17 protein-coding genes are annotated in these 19,276 nt (G+C 71.7%); 7 read left to right on the top strand and 10 right to left on the bottom strand.

The genetic code is table 11. From position 1 onward, the window contains the following. Positions 1 to 11 precede the first annotated feature (11 nt). Both AABA78_RS23880 and AABA78_RS23875 read left to right on the top strand, forming a co-directional pair. On the top strand, positions 12 to 974 hold the full coding sequence (locus AABA78_RS23880) for a ParA family protein (RefSeq protein ID WP_171413097.1): 963 nt from the start codon (positions 12 to 14) through the stop codon (positions 972 to 974). A gap of 9 nt (positions 975 to 983) precedes the next feature. Next, complete coding sequence (locus tag AABA78_RS23875; protein WP_338266081.1) at positions 984 to 2,744, top strand: hypothetical protein; 1,761 nt, start codon at positions 984 to 986, stop codon at positions 2,742 to 2,744. Positions 2,745 to 2,753: 9 nt separating this feature from the next. Here the strand turns inward: AABA78_RS23875 and AABA78_RS23870 are convergent, their stop codons facing one another. Genes AABA78_RS23870 through AABA78_RS23860 form a run of 3 tightly spaced genes read right to left on the bottom strand, consistent with a single transcriptional unit; the run spans position 2,754 to position 6,652 of the window. Beyond that, positions 2,754 to 3,740 (bottom strand): M48 family metalloprotease, encoded by a 987-nt coding sequence (locus tag AABA78_RS23870; protein WP_338266079.1) that lies wholly within the window; start codon positions 3,738 to 3,740, stop codon positions 2,754 to 2,756. Then, on the bottom strand, positions 3,740 to 4,303 hold the full coding sequence (locus tag AABA78_RS23865; RefSeq protein WP_338266078.1) for an SH3 domain-containing protein: 564 nt from the start codon (positions 4,301 to 4,303) through the stop codon (positions 3,740 to 3,742). Before AABA78_RS23865 ends, AABA78_RS23870 begins: the two co-directional genes overlap by 1 nt. Before the next feature lie 27 nt (positions 4,304 to 4,330). Then, positions 4,331 to 6,652 carry a CHASE2 domain-containing protein gene (locus AABA78_RS23860; protein ID WP_338266077.1) on the bottom strand — a complete coding sequence of 774 codons (2,322 nt, stop codon included), beginning with the start codon at positions 6,650 to 6,652 and terminating at the stop codon, positions 4,331 to 4,333. Between the two features lie 285 nt (positions 6,653 to 6,937). On the opposite strand from AABA78_RS23860, the gene AABA78_RS23855 reads away from it, so the two are divergent. The 3 genes from AABA78_RS23855 to AABA78_RS23845 all read left to right on the top strand — a co-directional run bounded on the left by AABA78_RS23855 (position 6,938) and on the right by AABA78_RS23845 (position 9,536). Beyond that, positions 6,938 to 8,143, top strand: a complete 1,206-nt coding sequence (locus tag AABA78_RS23855) for a hypothetical protein (protein WP_338266076.1) — start codon at positions 6,938 to 6,940, stop codon at positions 8,141 to 8,143. Then, on the top strand, positions 8,140 to 8,910 hold the full coding sequence (locus AABA78_RS23850) for a ferritin-like domain-containing protein (RefSeq protein ID WP_338266073.1): 771 nt from the start codon (positions 8,140 to 8,142) through the stop codon (positions 8,908 to 8,910). Before AABA78_RS23855 ends, AABA78_RS23850 begins: the two co-directional genes overlap by 4 nt. A 95-nt stretch (positions 8,911 to 9,005) precedes the next feature. After that, positions 9,006 to 9,536, top strand: a complete 531-nt coding sequence (locus AABA78_RS23845; RefSeq protein ID WP_338266071.1) for a TspO/MBR family protein — start codon at positions 9,006 to 9,008, stop codon at positions 9,534 to 9,536. A 33-nt stretch (positions 9,537 to 9,569) separates the two neighbouring features. Here AABA78_RS23845 and AABA78_RS23840 read toward each other — a convergent pair whose 3' ends face one another. After that, positions 9,570 to 9,752, bottom strand: coding sequence for a hypothetical protein (locus tag AABA78_RS23840; RefSeq protein ID WP_171421999.1), 183 nt, complete (start codon positions 9,750 to 9,752; stop codon positions 9,570 to 9,572). A 145-nt stretch (positions 9,753 to 9,897) separates the two neighbouring features. Further along, entirely contained in the window at positions 9,898 to 11,844 is a 1,947-nt protein-coding gene (locus AABA78_RS23835) for a PAS domain-containing sensor histidine kinase (RefSeq protein ID WP_338266069.1), read from the bottom strand. A gap of 224 nt (positions 11,845 to 12,068) precedes the next feature. Here AABA78_RS23835 and AABA78_RS23830 point away from each other — a divergent pair, with 224 nt between their 5' ends. Continuing rightward, positions 12,069 to 12,785: an alpha/beta hydrolase gene (locus AABA78_RS23830; RefSeq protein WP_338266068.1), complete on the top strand. Its 717-nt coding sequence runs from the start codon at positions 12,069 to 12,071 to the stop codon at positions 12,783 to 12,785. Positions 12,786 to 12,836: 51 nt separating this feature from the next. On the opposite strand, the gene AABA78_RS23825 is transcribed toward AABA78_RS23830, so the two are convergent. After that, on the bottom strand, positions 12,837 to 15,446 hold the full coding sequence (locus tag AABA78_RS23825) for a M1 family aminopeptidase (protein ID WP_338266067.1): 2,610 nt from the start codon (positions 15,444 to 15,446) through the stop codon (positions 12,837 to 12,839). 145 nt (positions 15,447 to 15,591) lie between these two features. Here AABA78_RS23825 and AABA78_RS23820 point away from each other — a divergent pair, with 145 nt between their 5' ends. Beyond that, positions 15,592 to 16,380, top strand: coding sequence for a DnaJ domain-containing protein (locus AABA78_RS23820; RefSeq protein WP_338266065.1), 789 nt, complete (start codon positions 15,592 to 15,594; stop codon positions 16,378 to 16,380). An 11-nt stretch (positions 16,381 to 16,391) separates the two neighbouring features. Here AABA78_RS23820 and AABA78_RS23815 read toward each other — a convergent pair whose 3' ends face one another. The 4 genes from AABA78_RS23815 to AABA78_RS23800 form a co-directional block, all read right to left on the bottom strand. Continuing rightward, complete coding sequence (locus AABA78_RS23815) at positions 16,392 to 16,784, bottom strand: DUF488 domain-containing protein (RefSeq protein ID WP_338266063.1); 393 nt, start codon at positions 16,782 to 16,784, stop codon at positions 16,392 to 16,394. Between the two features lie 81 nt (positions 16,785 to 16,865). Continuing rightward, positions 16,866 to 17,837: an endonuclease/exonuclease/phosphatase family protein gene (locus AABA78_RS23810; RefSeq protein ID WP_338266061.1), complete on the bottom strand. Its 972-nt coding sequence runs from the start codon at positions 17,835 to 17,837 to the stop codon at positions 16,866 to 16,868. A 149-nt stretch (positions 17,838 to 17,986) separates the two neighbouring features. Beyond that, complete coding sequence (locus AABA78_RS23805; RefSeq protein ID WP_121724992.1) at positions 17,987 to 18,385, bottom strand: DUF3037 domain-containing protein; 399 nt, start codon at positions 18,383 to 18,385, stop codon at positions 17,987 to 17,989. Further along, positions 18,363 to 19,145, bottom strand: a complete 783-nt coding sequence (locus tag AABA78_RS23800; protein ID WP_171421042.1) for a HipA family kinase — start codon at positions 19,143 to 19,145, stop codon at positions 18,363 to 18,365. The genes AABA78_RS23805 and AABA78_RS23800 overlap by 23 nt, the downstream gene beginning before the upstream one ends. Positions 19,146 to 19,276: the final 131 nt, after the last annotated feature.

The raw sequence follows: 19,276 nt of genomic DNA, 5'->3' as shown, positions 1-19,276 counted from the left end.
AAGGGTCGTTCATGGAAGCGCCGACGTACAGCTCGAAGCAGGTAGCCGAGATGCTCGGCGTGACTCCGAAGTCCATCCCCTCGGAGCTGCGCAAGGACGCCTACGGCCCGGAAGACGTGTGGGAGCTGCGCACGACGCTCAACAAGTTCCCGCCCACCGCGGGCCTCCGCCGCCAGCTCTTCCTCAACTTCAAGGGCGGCACCGGCAAGACGTCCCTGTCCACCTCCTACGCGTGGCGCCTGGCGGAGCTGGGCTACGCCGTCCTCCTCATCGACCTGGACAGCCAGGGCCACGCCACCAAGTGCCTGGGCTACGAGGGCGAGGACTTCGAGAAGACGCTGCTGGACGTGCTGGTGCGCAAGACGCCGCTCGCGCAGGTGGTGCAGAAGTCCACCCTGCCCAACCTGGACTTCATCCCGTCCAACCTGAGCATGTCCACGGTGGACCTGGCGCTGATGCCCATGGCGGGCCGTGAGTTCAAGCTGCGCAACGCGCTCAAGGACGTGGAGGCGCAGTACGACTTCATCGTCTTCGACGCGCCCCCGTCCTTCGGCCTGCTCAACCTGAACGCGCTGATGGCCGCGAACGACCTGTTCGTACCGGTGCTCGCGGACTTCCTGTCCTTCCACGGCCTCAAGCTGCTGTTCGAAACGGTGCAGAGCCTGGAGGAGGACCTGAACCACGTGCTGGACCACGTGTTCATCGTGGTGAACTCCTTCAACGCCACCTTCAAGCTGGCGAAGGAGGCGCTGGAGGCGCTCCAGACGCACTACCCCGAGTACCTGCTGCCCACCATCATCCGGCAGTGCACCAAGTTCGCGCAGGCCTCCAGCGAGGGCCGTCCGGTGTTCGTCGCGGACCCCACGTCCAAGGGGGCCAACGACATCCAGGCCATGCTGGACAACGTGCTGCCGCGCCTGGTGGCCGCGCACGCCGCGGCGGTGAAGGCCGGCACCGCGACGAAAGCCGGCTGAGATTTCCCCATGAAGAAAGCCTTCGAACAGAACGTGTCCCGCGCGAAGCCGCGCCTCCGCCTGGGGGCGCTGACGGGTGCCCTCGACCCGTCCGACCCCACGGGGACGGCCGCCGCCCACCCGGAGCCCGCCGCGCCGGAAGCACCTCCGCCGGTCGCGGAGTCGCCGGACCTGTCCTCCGAGGTGCGCGCCCGCATCGAGCGCCGCGCCGGCCCGCGTCCCACCGCCGCCGAGGCGATGGAGGCCGCGCTGAACGCGCCTGCCCGCACCGCCGCGCCCCCTGCCGCGCAGAACCTGCCCGCGGTGACGGCGCCGTCGTTCTCGCCGGTGTCCCACGCGCTGTCCGCGCTGGTGTCCCCGGAGGCGGCGCGCGAGGAGGAGGTCGCGCCGCCCTCGCCGTGGTTGGAGGCGGACTCGCAGGAGCCCGCGCCTGGCTGGAACGTGGCGCAGGAGACCGCGCCCGAGGAGTCCGTCTGGGACGCGGAGGCCGTGTCGCCCGTTTCGCACCGCGAGGTGGCGGAGGCGGTGGCCGCGTCCGCGTGGAACCTGTCCGCCGCGCACGTCGCGCAGCAGCGGGAGTCCGTGGTCGAGGCCTTCGGCCAGGAGCCCCTGGGCGCCGAGCCGACGCCCACGCACGTGGAGCCGCCCGCGCCGGCCGCGCGCTGGGATGCGCTGACGGCGCGTCCGGAAGCCGCCACGCATGTGGATCCGACGCGCGTGGCGCCCCTGGCCCACTCCGTGACGCACACCGAAGCGCTCCGCGCCGAGGTGTCCCGCATGGAGAGCCCGGCTCCGGCCGCGCCTCGCGCCGAAGCCGCCGCACCGGTGGAAGCCCCCAGGGCAGCGCCGGTCACGTTCGCCTCGCCTCCTCCGGCGATGGCCCAGGCTGAGGCGCCCCGGGCGGCCCCGGCCACCTTCGCGGGCCCTCCGCCCGGAGTACAGTTCGATGGACGGATGGGCGTTCAGGCCCTCCGCATGCCTTCCGAGGCCGAGCCCATGACGACGTACGCTGCCGTCCAGGCCTCCACCGTCACCACCACCGAGACGGTGGCCCGACAGGAAGCCGCGCCCGCCCCCGTCGAGGTGCAGACGCCCGCGCCTCCCCGCGAGGAGCTGGACTCCGAATCCCGCCGCGAGCGCCTCAAGGCCCGCCTCAAGGCCGTGCGCGAGAACCCGCGCCCGGAGCCGCTGCCCGCCACCGTCGCCGAAGCCGGCCAGCGCGCCGTGGAGCGCATCACCCACCTCCAGGCGGAGCTCACCAAGGTCAAGGCGCTCAACCTCACGCTCACCCAGGACCTCGAGGTCGCCCGCCGTCAGGCGGAGAAGGCCACCGAGGAAGCCCGCCTGCGCATGGACGAGGCCCGCCGCCTGTCCGCGGAGATGGAGGGCCGCGTGAAGCTGCTCGCCGACCTGGAGCGTGAGCTGGCCGCCCTGGAAGGTGAACGCGACGAAGCGCTCCTGTCCCTCCAGGAGTCCCGCCAGGCCCTCCAGGCCGCCGCGAAGGAGCACGAAGCGCTGGAGCAGGTCGTCACCAAGGGCAAGCTGGCCCTGGCCGACAGCCTCGCGGAAGAGGAGCGCCTCGCCGTGGAGCTGGAGGGCGCCAAGGACGAGTCCGCCTCCCTGCGCCGCGCCGTGGAGACGCTCCAGGGCGAACGCGACGTGCTGGCCCAGCAGGTCGCGTCCCTCACCGCCGAGCGCGCCGAGCTGCTCGAGGCGCGCAAGGCCCTGGAGTCCGTGCACCGCGCCTTGAGCCAGGCCACGGTGCGCTGAAGTCCCGGCCTACTTCGCGTCCTTCGCCACGCCCGTGGGCTTCTTCCCGGGCCCCACGATGGCGAAGGCCGCGGGCAGGGCAGGGCGCTGGAGCGACGCCACGTCCAGCCGCGCGAGCGGATCCGTCGCCTCCTTCCGCGCCTGGACGAGCTCGGAGATCTGCTTCTGGCGGTCCTCCTTGCTCGGGTGGTTCTCCATGAGCCCGCCGCCGCCGGACGTCTGGCCCAGCAGCCGCGAGTACTCCCCCGGGTCGTAGCCCGCGGACAGCATCAGCTCCACCGCGAGCGCGTCCGCCGCCAGCTCCTCGTCCCTGCGGTTGCCCTTGCCGAAGGCCTCCACGGTCCCTTCGACCATCTTCCCCATCAGCTCCGTGTCCGAGTCCAGGTCCAGGCGGCCGTCCAGCCGGCTCGCGCCCACCACCTTCGAGGCGACCGTCGACACCACGGCGCCCGCCACCGCGGCGCCCTTGCAGGTGCTCACCTTCACGGAGACGTACTGGTTCAGCGCGTGCTTGAGCACGACGTGGGCAATCTCATGCGCCAGCACGCCCGCGAGCTGCGCCTCGTTGTCCACGCCCTGGAGCAGCCCGCGCGTGACGAACACGTAGCCGGCGGGCGCGGACAGGGCGTTGAAGTGCCGCTCGTCCTTGAGCACGCCGAACGTCCAGCGCAGCTCCGGCCGGGGGGACTGCATCGCCAGGTTGCGGCCCACCGTGTTGACGTAGGTGTTCAGCCCCTGCTCCGCGGTGCCCGTCAGCATCAGCCCGCCGCCCTGCTGCGCCCAGTGGATGGCCAGCGCGCTGCCCAGCGCGTACTCCTCCTGGATGGCCGGCGCCACCTTCAGCTTGTCGCAGGACTGCACCTTCTCCGTCGCGGCCACCACCCGGTCCACGTCACCGCCCAGGTTCGCGGCCTTCAGGGTCTTCGTCACCTGGGTACAGGACGTGAGGCACAGCCCCAGGCCCGCCGCCGCCAGGACTCCCATGCGCGAGCGCATCACTTGCCCCCCTTCTTCGCCTGGGGACCCAGCTTCGTGTTGGGCGCCACCACCGGGAACAGCCCGGCCTGCCGCACGTGCTTGTCGATCTCCACGGGGGTGACCTTGAGGGCCAGGCCCTCCAGCGTCTTGATTTGAGCCACCGCGACCTTGTAGTCGCCGCCCTTCTCGTTGCCGTACTTCTCCGCGCCCGGGCTCAGCGCCTTCACCGCCGCGCCGCTGGACACGAAGGTCGCCGGGTCGATGGAGCGCGTCTGGCCGTCCTTGGCCACCAGCTCCATGTTGGGCGGCTTCGTGGACAGGTTCGTCTGGAACACGTAGCCGGGCTTGCCGCCGGGCTCCGTCACCTGGTGCCACTGCGCGTTCTTCGGATCCGCGCCCTTCCACGTCACCTGCTGCCCGGGCTGGAGCACCGCCACCACGTCCGCCGTGGGCACCGCGCTCTTGAGCACGCGCGTGTTGCGCGCCTTCACGTAGAGCTTCTCGTCCTTCTTCACCGCCCACGCGGCCGTCACCGGCACGCCCAACGCCAGCAGCAGGATGCCCCAGGTCCATCGTTTCATCGTCGTGCTCCCCACCCTGATACGCCGTCACTTCTCCAGATTCGCGACGCCATCGAAATTCTCCGGGGGTGACTCCAGGTACTCGCGGCAGCGCTCCAGCAGCTTCCCCGTGGGCCCGTCCTCCGGCGACCGAGCGGCCTCCGCCTCCAGCACCGCCGCGGCCTCCGCGAAGCGCGCCTCGCGGTACAGCCCCAGGGCCTCGTGGTAGCGCGCCACCGTGTGCCGCGTGGACGCGTCCAGCTGCCCCTTGAGCGCCAGCAGCTCGTACACCGTGACGGCCTCCGTCTTGCCCGCCACCCGCACCCGGTCCAGCTCGCGCACCTCGATGTGCTCGCGCGCCAGCTCATACGTGCGCGGGCCAATCATGATGACCGACCCGTAGGCCTTGTTCGCGCCCTCCAGGCGCGCGGCCAGGTTCATGCCGTCGCCAATGGCTGTGTAGCTGAAGAGCTGGTCGCTGCCGAAGTTGCCCACGAAGTTCACCGCGCTGTTCACGCCGATGCGCGTGTACACGTCCGGGAACCCCTTCGCGCGGAAGTCCTGGCGCAGCGCCTCCACCGCCGCCTTCGCCGCCAGCGCTCCCCGGCACGCGCGCACGGCGTGGTCCTCCTGGGCCATGGGCGCGCCGAAGAGGCACACCACCGCGTCGCCGATGTACTTGTCCAGGCACCCGCCCTCGCGCAGCAGCGCCCCGCTCACCGTCGTGAGGTATGTGTTGAGGATGCGCACCAGCTGGCGCGGGTCCTCCTTGAAGCGCTCGCTGAAGGTGGAGAAGCCGCGGATGTCGCTGAAGAACGCGGTGATCTCCTTGTTCTCCCCATCCAGGCGCGGCAGCTGGCGTGAGCGGATCATCTGCTCCACCAGCTTCGGCTCCATGAAGCGGTGGAACGCCTGCCGGATGAACTGCGTCTCGCGGTTGGCCACCAGGTGGTTGAACGCCAGCGCCGCCATGCTCGCGCCCACGCCCGCCAGCGCCGGCATCGCCATCCGCACGTGCGTGTGCGACGTCTTGAGCAACAGGCCCGTGAGCACGAACAGCCCCGCCACCAGCGCCACCGGCCAGACCACCTCCAGCGGCGTCCAGCGCGCCGTCATCAACAGCACCGCGGACACCAGCGCCACCAGGAACGTCAGGCCCAGGTCCACGCCCGCCGGGGCGTCGGTGATGAACGCGCCCGACAGCAGCGTGTCCACCACCGTGGCCTGCTTCACCAGGCCCGGCTGCGTGGAGGAGAAGGGCGTGGCCTTGATGTCGTTGACGCCCACCGCCGTGCCGCCGATGACGACGACCTTCCCCCGGAACAGGGCCGGGTCCAGGCCCGGGGGCTTGCCGTGGCCGCGGCGGATCCAGTCGTCCAGCACGGCGATGAGGGGCACCTGCTGGAAGCGCGTCTCCAGCGGACCGCCGTAGTCCAGGGCCGCGCTGCCATCCGCGTCCACGTGCCACGTGCGCTCGCCCATGCGCAGGGTACGGCCGGAGAGCGTGACCTCCTTCGCGCCCAGCAGGTCCGCCATCATGCGCACCGGCAGCGTCACGTAGGTGTTGGTCCCGTCCGTGAACGCGAAGTGCGTGCGGCGCATGGAGCCGTCCCCGTCCGCCTCCGTGTCCACCAGCCCGAACCCGCTCACCGCGCCCACCAGCGCGGGCGTGGGAGGCACGGGGTAGCGGGGAACCCGGGACGTTCCCTGGAGGCTCTGCAGCGGCTTCCCATCCGTCCGGCTCGCGGGAAAGGCCAGCGCCCGCGCCAGGGCTCCCGCCTCCAGCACGGGGGTGGCCGGGGCCGGGGCGTCCTCGAACTCGTCGGGGAAGGTGTCTGACGGGGGCTGGGGGGCGGACTCGGGCGTGGCCAGCGGCACGGGGGACTGGAAGTCCGCGCGGGCCAGGGGCTTCGCGGAGCCGCTGCTCACCATGCCCACGTAGAAGGGCAGCCCCGTCTCACGCAGCACCTGCGCGAAGCCCAGGTCGGCGGACTCGTCGGACGCCCGCTCGTCCATCACCGCGTCGAACAGCACGGCCCTGGCCCCCGCGGCCTTCAGCTCCTGCGCGACGCGCGCCCACAGCGTGCGCGTGTACGGCCAGTTGCCGAAGTTGACCTGGAGCTGCGCGTCCTGGCTGATGGCGTCGATGGACTGCTGGTCGATGGCCACCACCACCACCTGCCCGGACGCCTTCCGGTCGCCGGTGTAGCGGATCAGCGCCTCGTCGTAGGCGATGTGCTCCGTGCCTTCGAGGCGGCCGCTCCACTGGGCCGCCCCCGCGATGAGCGTGGCCACCAGCGCGACGCCCAGCATCGGGAGCCGGTGATGGCGCCAGCGCTCCTGGATGATCTTCCACGTCTCACCCGCCACGGCCCCTCCCCACGAGGTCGACGACGGCAAACGCTACTCCGGGAAACGGCCCTCCGGCACGCACCGGCCGCGACGGAATTGGACCTTCATCCAGGAGGAACAGGAGAGGTCCGCGAAGCAGGGGACCTGACGAGCCATCGCAGCCCCTGGCGTCCCACGGCCGACGCCTGCACGTCTGTTGCCGTTGGCGGGGGGCCCCCAACCTTGAAGCGCAGGGGACCCGAGCTGGTGACGCCCACCGCCCGCGCTTCAACGTCCTGTCCCTGCCCAAGAAGGAGTCACCCCGTGGCCTTGGACCTCTTCAAAGAAAAAGGCACTCCCGTCGAGCGCCAGTCCTTTACGTGGAAGGACCTGGTGCGGCGGCCCTACAGCAAGCTGGACGACGACGCCTTCACCCGGACGCGCGTCATCCTGATGAATGGCATTGAAGCGGACGCGCTGCGCATGAAGCACATCTTCGCGCGCCGCAGCCTGGAGCTGCGCCCGCACCTGGCGCTGGTGCGCCGCGCGGAGCACCACCAGCAGACGCTGGTGAACTGGCTCACCCCGCCAGACCAGAAGGCCATCGAGACGACCCTGGGCTTCGAGCAGCTCGCCATCGAGGTGACGGCCAGCGTGGCCATCCACGAGCCGGACCCCTATCTGGCGCAGACGTACCGCTTCGGGATGCTGGAGGACTTCGACCACCTGTACCGCTACTCCGCGCTCTACGACCGGCTGGAGGGGAAGGACCCCAACAACATCACCCAGTCCTATACGGACATCATCCCGGGCCGCCCCACGGCCGTGGAGCACCGCCACCCGCTGGATGACCTGCGCCGCCCGTACAACGCGAAGACGGCGGCCCCGCTGTCCAAGCTGCACGCGCTGACCATCACCGCGGCCGAGTTCCAGACGCACGACTACTACATGACCGTGGGCCCCACGTTCACGGACCCCGTCGCGCGGCAGCTCTACGCGGAGATCGCCTCCATCGAGGAGCAGCACGTCACCCAGTACGGCTCACTCATCGACCCCGACGAGTCCATGCTGGAGCAGTGGATGCTCCACGAGGCCATGGAGGTCTACAACTACCACTCGTGCCTCGCGTACGAGTCGAACCCGCGCATCAAGGAGGTGTGGCAGCGGTTCGTGGACTACGAGCTGGGACACCTGCACTACGTGATGGAGCTGTTCAAGAACCTGGAGCGCCGCGACCCCGCGGAGGTGCTTCCCCGCGAGCTGCCGGAGCCCATCGCGTTCAAGGAACACCGTGAGTTCGTGCGCAAGGTCCTCTCGCAGGAGGTGGACATGCGCTCCGACGGCACCGAGTACGTGGACAAGTCCCAGCTGCCGCCGGATCACCGCTCGCTCGCGTACCAGGCGCAGCTGAACTCGGAAGGGTCGCCCTCGGAGACGGCGGCGGCTGGTTACCAATGGAGGCCCGGCACGGAGCTCGCCGCGAAGGCGGAGCGCATGGGCTCGGTGCTGGAGGGGAGGAGACTGCAATGAGCAAGGACACCATCGCCGACGTGGGCGCCAACCGCACCGGCATCAAGACATCACCCGTGGACAGCAAGGACGTCATCGCGGAGGCGCGGCGCGCGAAGCCCAGCAGCCTGGGGGATGCGCGGGCCATCGCGGACGTGCGCAAGCAGTACATGCGCGAGGCCTGTGACGGTCTGGGCAGCGTGCCGCCGCCCGCGAGCCTCAAGGGCATGGCCAAGACGGCCATGGACATGCTCAAGGGCGGCAAGCCCACGGTGTTCATCGACAAGCTGGGGGAGCGGCTCGCCTTCGAGCGCTCCGGCGTCCGGCTCTACGAGGGCGCGCTCTCCAAGCTGGAGGTCTTCGGCAGCTGGGAGGGGGGCCCCTCGCGGGAGCTGCTCACGAAGATCATGGACGACGAGCTGAGCCACTTCGCCCTGCTGGTGGAGGCGATGGAGAAGCTGGGCGCGGACCCCACGGCGATGACGCCGTCCGCGGACCTCACCTCGGTCATCTCCATGGGCGTGCCGGCGGCCATCTCCGACGCGCGCACCAACCTGCGCCAGTGCATGGAGGCGCTGCTGGTGGCGGAGCTCACGGACAACGCGAGCTGGGAGCTGCTCATCGACCTGGCGCGCGGCCTGGGCCATGACTCGCTGGCGGACCGCTTCCAGCTGGCGCTGGACGCGGAGGCCGAGCACCTGGCCCTGGTGAAGGGCTGGCTCGCGGCGGGCGTGTCCACGGAGGCGCGCGCCCCCATGGACTCCGCGACCCTCCCCGCGCAGCCCTGAAGACGGCCGGGCAGGCAGGCGGACGTGGCGAGCCGTTGTGCGAGGACACAGCTTGTGGCTTCGCACAACGGCTTCATCACGTCTGGAGGAACGACATGCAGCTCAGCGAGCTGGGAGGCTCCGAGGGTCTGGAACACAACGCCACGCTCAACCGCGAGTCGATGGTGGCGCTGGGCGCCTTCGGTGCCCTGACCGCGGGCGCGGTCTTCATCGGCGCGCGCAGCACCCGCGATGCCATCCAGCAGGGCTGGTACAAGCGCCTGAAGAAGCCGCCCTTCCAGCCGCCCCGCCAGGCCTTCGCGCCGGTGTGGACGGCGCTCTATGGCCTCATCGCCGTCTCCGGCTGGCGCATCTGGGGCTCACCGGCGGGGGAGCGGCGTTCGCGCGCGCTGGGCCTGTGGTTCATGCAGCTGGGGCTCAACGCCGCCTGGTCGCACCTGTTCTTCCGCAAGCGCCTGCTGAAGGCCGCGGCGGTGGAGAACTGGGCGCTGCTGGGCAGCATCGTGGCCTATACCGCCGCCGCCAGCCGCGTGGACCGCAAGGCCCCGTGGCTGATGGCGCCCTACCTGGGCTGGGTGTCCTTCGCCAACGTGCTGTCGACGGACATCGCCCGGCGCAATGCCTGACCTGACGCCGGGCGTCTCCTCCTCGTGCTCGCGCTAGTGGCGCAGGCGCGAGGGGGGCGTCGCGTTGTTGAAGGACAGCACGGCCGCGAAGTAGCGCGCCTGGTTCTCCGAGGTGCAGCGCACCTCCTGGACACGTCCACCGACCTTCACCCGGACAATCCATCCGTCATTGTCGCGGCTGACAGGGGACTCGCTCTTCATCGTCATGTTCTCCATGGGTGTCTCTCCCTCCCGTGCACCCACCTTGAGCAGGGGGCGTGCCAGGGCTGGGAACCGTGGGATTCCAGCCCTTTGCATGGGGCGGCCGGCGGGGGCGGAGAGGCGGGGCTGAAGTTCTTTCAGCGCTTGCGCGCCCATGGCTTCAGTGGAGCTGGCGATCCGGCCAGGCGAGCGGGAGGGCGGGCCGCGCGGCGGAGAGTGTCGGCAGCGCGACGTAGAAGGTGGACCCCCGGCCCGCTTCACTCTCCACCCAGATGCGGCCGCCGTGGCGCTCCACGATGTCGCGGCTGATGTAGAGGCCCAGGCCCAGCCCGCCGTAGGAGCGGGTGGAGGCGTTGCGCGCGCGGAAGTAGCGGTCGAAGAGCTGCTGCTGCTGGTCCTCCGGGATGCCGATGCCCGGGTCCGTCACGGACAGCACCGCGACGTCCTCGCTCAGGGACAGCCGCACGCGGATGGTGCCGCCGTCCGGGCTGTACTTGAGCGCGTTCTCCAGCAGGTTGGAGACCACCTGCTCCAGCCGGTACGCGTCGCCCTGGACGGAGATGGGCTCCGGGGGCGTCTCGAACTCGAAGGCGTGGTTGCCCTTCTGGCCCTCCATGCTGGCGAGCGTGTGCTCCACGAGCAGGTCGAAGCGGGTGGCCTCCGGGTGCAGGGCCAGCCGGCCGGCCTCGATGCGCGAGGCGTCCAGCAGGTCGTTGATGAGGCCGGTGAGGCGCGTGAGCTGGTGGCGCGCGTGGCGCAGCACGCTGGGGTCCAGGTTCTCGCCGCGCTCCAGGCGGCGCTCCAGCGTGGCCAGGCGCAGGCTGAGGGGCGTGAGCGGCGTCTTCAGCTCGTGCGAGGCGATGGACAGGAAGTCGTCGCGCACGCGGATGGCCTCCTGGGCCTCGCGGTACAGGTGCGCGCGCTCCTCCTCCGCGCGCTTGCGCTCGGTGATGTCCTCCACGAGGACGCCCACGCCCAGCACGCGGCCATCCGGCGTGCGCACCGGGTAGTAGCTTCCCAGGAAGTAACGCCGGGGGCCGGGGACGCGCAGGTCCTCGTCGGAGATGGCCTCCCTGTTCACCATGGGCTCACCGGTGCGCAGCACCTGCCGGGGCCCCCGCTCGGCCAGGGCGCCCGGCTCCCCGAGCAGCTCCGGCAACGTGTGGCCCGTGTGGGCCTCCGCCGGGATGCCGTTGATGCGCGCGAGCGTCTCGTTGACGCGCACGTAGCGCAGGTTCGCGTCCAGGAAGCCGATGCCCACGGGCGCGCCGCGGAAGAGCAGGTCCAGCTGGGCCAGGTTCTCCTCGCGCTCGGCCTCCACGCGGCGGCGGTCGGTGATGTCCTCCACGATGCCGACGCCGCCCTCCACGGTGCCGTCCTCGGCGTAGCAGGGGGCGAAGCGCACGCGCACGGGCGTCACCTTGCTGGTGGTGAGCGCGCGGTAGTCGCCTTCGTAGTCACAGTTGTGGCCGGCCAGTGACTCGCGCACGCAGGCGATGATGCGCTCGTCGCTCAGCGTGAAGAGGTTCAGGCCCACCAGGTTGCGCTTCGACGTGCCGATGAGGTGCGCGAAGCGGTCGTTGCACGCGGTGACGATGGGCGCGCGGTCGAAGTGGAAGATGCCCAGGGGGGCGTTCTCCACGACCAGCCGGTAGAGCCGGTCCACCGTCTCCTCGTGGTGCGCGGTCCGGTCGGGGGTGCCGGGGACGTGCTCCACCGGCTCCTCCAGCGAGTCGATGACCTCGTGCAGCCGGCGCATCGTGAGGACGATGCGCTCCTGCGAGTCCACGCCGGTGGCGCCCGCCGTCAGCTCCACCTGCAGCTCCACCCCGTCGCGCCGCCGGGCGAAGACGCGCGTGGGCCGCCCCCCCAGCACCTTGCGGCGCGACAGCAGGTAGCGCGGCAGGGAGAGGCCGTGGAAGCGGTGCAGGCGGGGCGGGAAGAGGTCGGTGACGGGCCTGCCCAGGAGCTGCTCCCGGTCCCAGCCCAGCAGCCGCTCCGTCGCCGCGTTGACGTGCAGGATGCGCTCGTCGGCGTCGCACGCGATGAACGGGTCCACGGCGGCGTCCAAGATGGCTTCCAGCTCCCGTGCGGCTCCTCCGGCCATGCCTTGCTCCTGGTGGGGCCCGGCGCCCGCGTCCGTCGCGTGAGGCCGGCCCTGGCCGGGACATGGGGGCTCCCCGGCGTTGGCGGGCGCGCGTCTTGGCGCCCGTGCGCGTTTCCCTTTGACTACAGGTACACACTGCGAGCCCGAACGGCGCGGTGAAGCCGGATACCCGGACGCCGTCAGCACCCCTGGAGGACGGGCAGGCGGGCGGGTAGAGCAGGGGCATGCGTGAACCCCGGACCGTCGCCTTGTTGCTCGCCGTGTCGCTGCTGGGAGGAGCCTGTGCCGGGTCCCGCGGCGCCGCCGTGCCGCTCGTTCACCAGAGCGAGGCGGTGGGCGCTCCCATGCCCGAGGCGCTGCTCGTGGCGCTGCACTTCTCCGGGTCCACGCCCGCGTTCTGGGACGAGCACGTCCAGTCCCTGGGCATCCCCGTGCGCACGCTGCTGCCCCAGGGCCCGAGGCCCCGCCGCGACGGCTTCACGTGGTTCCAGGCCGACCACGAGGCGAAGACGTGGGAGGGGAAGGCGGAGGACGTGGAGGGCATGGCCGCGCGGCTCGCGGAGCTGATCCGCGAGGTCCGGGTGGCGCATCCGGAGCTCCGCCGCGTCGTGGTGACGGGGTTCTCCTACGGAGGAGACCTGGCGTGGATGCTGGCCATCCGGCACCCGGAGCTGGTGGACGCGGCGGTGCCCATGGGGACGCGGTTGTTGGGAGACCCGGCGGGGGAGCTGCCCGCGTCGCTCCGGGTCCGGGTGCTCCAGGGAGAACAGGACGCCATCATCCCCGTCCAGCACACGCGCGAGCGGGTGGCGGAGCTGAAGGGCCGGGGCGTCCCCATCGACCTGCGGACCTACCCGGACCTGGGCCACGACGTGTCGCCCGCGCTGCTCGAGGACTGGCGCACGTTCCTGCGCCAGGCGCTGCAAGGCCCCGTGGACTGAAGCGCAGGCCCTGCTCCACCGCGCAGGAGCGCTTCGGGCCGGATGCGCGGCTCAGCGCCGGCGCTTGGGAGGCGGCGTGCGGCCACGCTTGGCCGCGCGCTTGCTCGGGGGCTTCCGGGCGGTGGCGGCGGGCTTCGCGTTCAGCGTGAGCGTCTCCAGCTTCTCGCGCAGGGTGCGCGTCTCCTGCTTGAGCGCGTCCAGTTCCTCGCGCAGCGACGCGACCTCGCGGGCCTGGGGGGCGCCCTCGCGCAGGGCTCGCACGGCCTCGCGGGCGTAGCGGCGGGTGCGCGGGTCGCTGAAGGTCGTGCCCTCCAGCGCGGGCAGCAGGCGCCGGTCGCCCAGCGTGGCGGCCGCGTCGCAGACGGCCAGCTGCACGCGGAACTGCGGGTCGCGCAGCAGCTGCGAGAACAGGTCCACCGCTTCACGCTTGCGGTTCGCCACCTCCGCCAGCTTCGCCACGGCGCTCACGGCCGCGCGGCGCAGGAACGCGGGCTGCCCGTACGCGGTGCGCGCCACGGCCACCGGGAACGCCGCCGCGTCCTGCGTCTCCGCGAGCCCGTCCATCGCGCCCGCGCCGATGACGTCCTGGAACGACGGCCGGGCCGCGACGGCCTCCAGCAGGGGCAGCGCATCCGGCGCGCGCACGCGGCCCAGGCCCCGCGCGGCCTCCGCCTCCACGAAGTAGCTGGCGTCCCCGGCCTCCAGCAGCGCGCGCAGGCGCGAGGCCACCTCCACGTCGTGGCGGAACTCCCCCAGCGCGGCGACGACGGCGCGGCGCACGCGCGGGTGGTCGGTGACGGCCGCGTCCAGCAGCAGCGCGCGGGCCTCCGGCGTGCGGATGCGGCCCAGCGCCTTCGCGCACGCGGCGCGGGTGGCCCAGAACAGGTTCGCGTCCTTCAGCGCGCGGCCCAGCGCCTCCACCGACCTCAAGCCCCCGTCCTTCCCCAGCGCGTGCGCGGCCTCCGTGCGCGCGCGGGCCTCCGGCGCCTTCGCCAGCTCCTCGCGCCACAGCCCCACGGCCTTGTCCACGTCCAGCGTGCCCAGCACGTCGCGGCGCGGATCCACGCGCACCTGCGTGGGCGCGGCGGGGCAGGGAAGGTGGAAGCGGTGCTCCGCGTCCGTGAGCTCCAGCCGGTGGCGCGTGTCCTCGCCGTTCACCGTGACGGCCACCTCCAGCGGCAGACGGAACACGGGCGTGCCCGAGTCCGTGGCTTGCGTCTGGCGCACGCTGATGCGCAGGCGCGCGTCGTCCGCCTCGTAGCGGACCTCCACCTTCAACTCCGGGTGGCCGGGGGAGAAGACGTACTGGTCGAAGACGGGGTCCAGGTTGTGGCCGGTGGCCTCCTCGAAGGCGCGCGCCAGGTCCACCGTCTCCACCACGCCGTGGCGGTGGGACGCGACGTAGTGGCGCAGGGCGCGCACGAAGAGGTCATCCCCCACGCGGCGGCGCAGCTCGTGGAGCACCAGCCCGCCCTTCTCGTAGAGGTGGCGGTCGAACAGGTCCATGGGCGCCTGGAACTTCCGGGCGACGATGGGGCGCGCGTAGCGCTCGCGCGTCTCGGACAGGTACGCCTCCAGGTCGAGCGCGCGGTGGTGGTCGGCCTCGTCCCGGCTGTCCCCGCGCTCCTTCCAGAGGACCTCGAAGTAGGTGGCGAAGCCCTCGTTGAGCCAGCCGTGGGGCCAGTCGCGGCAGGTGAGCAGGTCGCCGAACCACTGGTGCGCCAGCTCGTGGGAGATGAGCGGTTCGGCGTTGTAGTCCAGGTGGGCCCGCGCGTCGTGCAGCACCGTGTCCACCAGCGTGGTGGCGGTGGTGTGCTCCATGCCGCCCAGGATGAACTCCGTGACGAACACCTGCGCGTAGCCGCTCCACGGGTAGGGCTCGCCGGTGAGGGACTCGTACGCGGCAATCATCTTCGGCGTGCGCGCCACGCACCGGAGCGCGTCCTCGCGGCGGCCCCTGGGGAACAGGTAGCGCAGCGGCGTGGTGCCGGCGGTGTCGGTGGCCTCGTCGAACTCGCCCACCACCAGCGTGACGAGGTAGGGCGCGTGCGGCTGCGCCATGCGGTGGTGCTGGGTGCGGCGCTCGCCGGTGGTGACGTCGCTGACGAGCACGCCGTTGGACAGCGAGGTCATGTTCGCCGGGAAGGTGGCGATGACCTCCGACGTGGCCTTCTGCGCGGGCGTGTCCAGGCAGGGGAACCAGCACCGCGCGTCGATGTCCTGCCCCTGCGTCCACGCCTGGAGCGGACGGTCCGGGTAGCCCGCGTCGGGGCCCCAGAAGTAGAGGCCGCGGCGGGGGCGGGCGCGGTAGGTGAGCGCGATGTCGCACGCCTGGCCCGCGTCGAGCGCGCGAGGCAGCTCCACGCGCACGTGGGCGCCGGAGTTGGAGAAGGCGGCGGAGCGGCCGTCCACGCGCGCGCCGGTGACGTCCAGGTCCACGGCGTCGAAGGTGACGGTGGACACGGTGCGCACGGCGCTCACGCGGGTGGTGCACGTGCCGGCCAGGGTGTGCTGGGCGAAGTCCAGGTCCAGCTCGATGCGCACGTGCTCGGCGCGCACGGGGCGGGGCGCGGCGTAGTGCTCGGTGGCGCCGGGGAGGCTGAACGGATGCGGGTCGGAGGACCCGGCGGCGGCGGGGGCGTGGCGGTGGCAGCAGCGCATAGGAGGGGGTGACTCTTTCCCAAGCCCGCCCCCGGGTCGAGCCGCTTTGAACCGCGCCTTGTCGGAATTCCAGGAACCGGACCCGGCGGGTTGGGAGGGGAACGGATGGGGGGCCGGGGCCTGGAGGCCCTAAGATGGGAGGACCGTGCAGGCCGTTCTCTACTTCTCCGACAAGCAGGTCCGCGAGAAGCTCTTCGCGTTCGTGGAAGCGGCGCAGGGGCTGCTGCTGGTGGCGGGGGTGCGCCACGGCGCGGCGATGACGCGCCCGCCGCAGGCGCGTGAGCCCTTCGCGGCGCTGGAGGACGTGTTCGGGCACGTGCTGTCGCAGGTCATCGTGGCGGACGAGGGCACCACGGAGGGCATGTGGCGCGATCCGCTGGGGGACCTGGGCGACCGGCTCTACCCGGAGGACAAGAAGCGCGCCTACGCCGCGGCCACGGGCTACGTGCTGCTGGAGGGCGGCAGGCCGCGCGCGGTGGTGCGCAAGAACGCCAGCCCCACGGAGGACCTGTGGTTCCTCCAGGAGGCCCTGAGCCGCCTCTCCCCGGCCATCCCCGCGCCGGACCCGGAGAAGCGCCCGGGCCACCGCCGCCCGGAGCCCGCGCCGAAAGCGCCTCCGCGCTACGGGCCCGCGAGCGACACCGGAGCCCGCCAGGGTTCCTCCAGGGCCCGCGAGTGGCAGGCCGACGAAGCCACGCCCCCGCGCGGCCAACGCGCCGTCGCGGCCGAGCCCGAAACGAAGGACCCGTGGACGGTGCTGGGCATCGAGCGGGGCACGCCCAGGGACGAGGCGCGCAAGGCGTTCCGCGCGCTCATCGCGCAATACCACCCGGACAAGGTGGCGCACCTGGCGCCGGAGTTCCACGCGCTCGCCGAGCGCCGCACGCGTGAAATCCTGGACGCGTGGGAGGCGCTGGAGCGCGACGAGGAGTAAGCCGCGCGCGGTCAGTGCACCGTGCGGCGCGGCTTCGCTCTCGATGGGCGCTTCAGCCGGGCCTCCAGGTAGTCCTTCAGCACCACGGCGTTGTTGTGCTCGGTGTCGCGGGCGCCGTAGAGCAGGGTGACGCGGCCCTGGCGCGCGGCCTCGAGCAGCGGCTCCCACGCGTCGTGGTGCGCGTCCAGCTCGCGGGCGTACCGGCGCCGGAACTCGTCCCAGCGCGCCACGTCGTGGGCGAACCACCGCCGCAGCTCCGTGCTGGGCCCCACCTCGCGGAGCCAGCCGTCCAGGTGGAGGTCCGCCTTCTTGCGTCCCCGAGGCCACAGCCGATCCACCAGGAAGCGGGTCCCCGCCCGGGGATCCGGGCCGCCCTCGTCATAGACGCGCTGGAGTCGAATCATCGTCGCGAGCCTCCGAAGAGACACGCTGCCCACGCGAGGCGCGCGCGGGGAGCAGCCGGCGGGGACGCGGCGGCCCGCTTCTCAGGTCACCAACGCTGGCGCCGGGGTCTCCAACCGGAAGCGCGCGATGAGCGGCACGTGGTCGGACAGGCCATGGAAGCGGCTGTTCAGGTCTCCGAAGGGCCGCGTCTCGTCCGTGTCCAGCCAGCTCACGCCGCCACCGGAGAACAGGTGGTCCAGGTGCATGCGCATGTGCATGAAGCCCGCGGTGGGGAACGCGCGGGCCAGGGCCGGGTTGATCTGCCCCACCGCCGCCTGCGCGCACGTCAGGTGCGCATCCCCCGTGAGATAGCGGTACACCGGCGACGACGGCGGCGAGTTGAAGTCCCCACACACCACGAACGGCTCGTCCTTCGCGTGCAACCCGATGAAGCCCGTGAGCTTCTTCGCTTCATGCAGTTGGTTCACGCCGCAGCCCATCTTGTCGCGCGTGGCCCAGAACTCGCGGGCGAACGGCGTGGGCAGGCTCAGGTGCGTGTTGAAGATGTGGAACGCGCGCTGGTCCGCGCGGCGGATGACGCGCATGTGCGCGCAGATGCGGCTCTGCTTGCGCTCCTTGAGGCCCTGCACGTGGTGGTGCGTGATGTGCTCCGGCGCCTCCACGTTGTGCCGGTCCACCAGGAGCGTGCGCGTGTTGACGAGCATCGCCAGCCCCGTCGTGTACAGCGACACCTCGCCCACCTTGTAGTGGTGCGCGCGGAAGTAGAACGCCTCGTAGGGCATCTCCCTCCCCTGGAGGGCGAACGTCTCCTCCACGCGCGCCATGAAGGCTTCCAGCTGCGTCTCACCCGGGCGGACCTGCCGGTGCGCGATGTTGCTGCGCAGCGACGTCGTCTCCACCTCCTGCAAGCACACGACGTCCGGCAGCGGATCCAGCGTGGCCAGGGCGGCGGCCACCCGGCGCTTGGGCCCCACGGTGCTCGCGAGCCCCCTCAGCATGTGTCCGAAGTAGCGGACGTTGTACGTGACGATGCGTAGCGGTGACGGCTCCATTGCGGCTCGCTACCTCCCCAGGGCTCGCGGCGAAAAATGGGAAGCCCTGGGACGAACGTCCAGGCCTCCCCCCTCTCTTCACGATGGGATGCGCGCCCGTCATTCGCGATGTGCCGACAAGCGGACGAAGGGCCCGCCCGCCCGCCTGCTCACGGAGCGGGCTTTACCCGCACCATCGTGTCCAGCAGGTGCTCCAGCGCGCGGTCCGGGTCGTCACACAGGCCCGCGTGCACGGGGCCCGTCTGGAGCATCGTGCTCCGGGGCGCCACCAGCCAGTGCCAGCGCTCCTTCTGCGGCAGCCGCCCGATGGGCCCCGCGTCCTTGCCGCCCACGCACACGCGGCGGAAGCTCTCCAGGTGGCCGCTGAGCAGCTCCACGTCCGCGTCCGGCGACAGCGCCTTCAGCCGCGCCACGTCCAGCTCCACGCGCGCGCCCAGGTAGCGGTGCTGCACGCAGAAGAGGACGACGCCCACGTTGATGAACTCCTCGCGCTCCACGCGAGGCACCAGCCGGATGATGGCGTAGTCAAACGAGCTGGGCGTGGGCACGCGTCGCCTCCTCGATGAACCCCGGCGCCGCTTCCAGCCTGCGCAGCAGCCACGTCACGTACGCCGCGCGGTGCTCCGCCGTGGACGCGAACGCGGGCTCCTGGCCCAGCCACGCCTCCGGAATCGCCCCCACGATGCGCTCCACCACCTCGCGCGTCACCCGCTCCCTGAGCAGGTCCCCGGCCTCCGCCAGCCCGTGCGCCCACGGCAGGAGCACGTGGTCCTTGATGGGCGCGAAGCGCGTCTGGCTGCGCTCCTCCCACCCGTCCCACGAGTGGTGGAAGTACAGCGCCGCCCCGTGGTCGATGAGCCAGAGGTTGCGGTGCCACACCAGGAGGTTGGGGTTCTTCGGCGTGCGGTCCACGTTCGTCACGAACGCGTCGAACGCCACGATGGCGGACGCCACCTGCGCCTCCGGCACCGGCACCGCCAGCGGGTCGAACGTCACCGAGCGCGGCAGGTAGTCCAGCGCCAGGTTCAACCCCGCGCTCGACTTGAGCAGCTCGCGGATTTCGCTGTCCGGCTCGTTGCGCCCCAGCGACACGTCCAGCTCCACGAACACCAGCTCCGGCACCCGCAGGCCCAGCACGCGCGCCAGCTCCCCCGCCAACAGCTCCGCGATGAGCGCCTTGGCGCCCTGACCCGCCCCACGGAACTTCACGACATAGAGCCCCGCGTCGTTCGCCTCCACGATGGCGGGCAGCGAGCCCCCCTCGCGCAAGGGCGTCACGTAGCGCGTGGCGGTGACCGTCCTGAGCATCCCTCGTCCTCGACAGTTCCCGGGCACTCCGGGGGTGGCGGCTGTACCACGGCCCTGCCCGCCGGGGGAAACACCCCGCACCCCGCCTGGCTTCCCCACGTGTCTCCAATTCAGTTGCGCGCAATTCAATT

The sequence above is a fragment of the Corallococcus caeni genome, assembly GCF_036245865.1.
In the GTDB taxonomy this organism is placed as follows: domain Bacteria; phylum Myxococcota; class Myxococcia; order Myxococcales; family Myxococcaceae; genus Corallococcus; species Corallococcus caeni.
This window is presented reverse-complemented; position numbering and strand designations above follow the sequence as displayed.

Bases quoted from the DNA above. Each gene is read 5' to 3' on its own strand.
- AABA78_RS23880 (WP_171413097.1), top strand. From the start codon at position 12: ATGGAAGCGCCGACGTACAGCTCGAAGCAGGTAGCCGAGATGCTCGGC.
- AABA78_RS23875 (WP_338266081.1), top strand. From the start codon at position 984: ATGAAGAAAGCCTTCGAACAGAACGTGTCCCGCGCGAAGCCGCGCCTC.
- AABA78_RS23870 (WP_338266079.1), bottom strand. From the start codon at position 3,740: ATGCGCTCGCGCATGGGAGTCCTGGCGGCGGCGGGCCTGGGGCTGTGC.
- AABA78_RS23865 (WP_338266078.1), bottom strand. From the start codon at position 4,303: ATGAAACGATGGACCTGGGGCATCCTGCTGCTGGCGTTGGGCGTGCCG.
- AABA78_RS23850 (WP_338266073.1), top strand. From the start codon at position 8,140: ATGAGCAAGGACACCATCGCCGACGTGGGCGCCAACCGCACCGGCATC.
- AABA78_RS23845 (WP_338266071.1), top strand. From the start codon at position 9,006: ATGCAGCTCAGCGAGCTGGGAGGCTCCGAGGGTCTGGAACACAACGCC.
- AABA78_RS23840 (WP_171421999.1), bottom strand. From the start codon at position 9,752: ATGGAGAACATGACGATGAAGAGCGAGTCCCCTGTCAGCCGCGACAAT.
- AABA78_RS23835 (WP_338266069.1), bottom strand. From the start codon at position 11,844: ATGGCCGGAGGAGCCGCACGGGAGCTGGAAGCCATCTTGGACGCCGCC.
- AABA78_RS23830 (WP_338266068.1), top strand. From the start codon at position 12,069: ATGCGTGAACCCCGGACCGTCGCCTTGTTGCTCGCCGTGTCGCTGCTG.
- AABA78_RS23825 (WP_338266067.1), bottom strand. From the start codon at position 15,446: ATGCGCTGCTGCCACCGCCACGCCCCCGCCGCCGCCGGGTCCTCCGAC.
- AABA78_RS23815 (WP_338266063.1), bottom strand. From the start codon at position 16,784: ATGATTCGACTCCAGCGCGTCTATGACGAGGGCGGCCCGGATCCCCGG.
- AABA78_RS23810 (WP_338266061.1), bottom strand. From the start codon at position 17,837: ATGGAGCCGTCACCGCTACGCATCGTCACGTACAACGTCCGCTACTTC.
- AABA78_RS23800 (WP_171421042.1), bottom strand. From the start codon at position 19,145: ATGCTCAGGACGGTCACCGCCACGCGCTACGTGACGCCCTTGCGCGAG.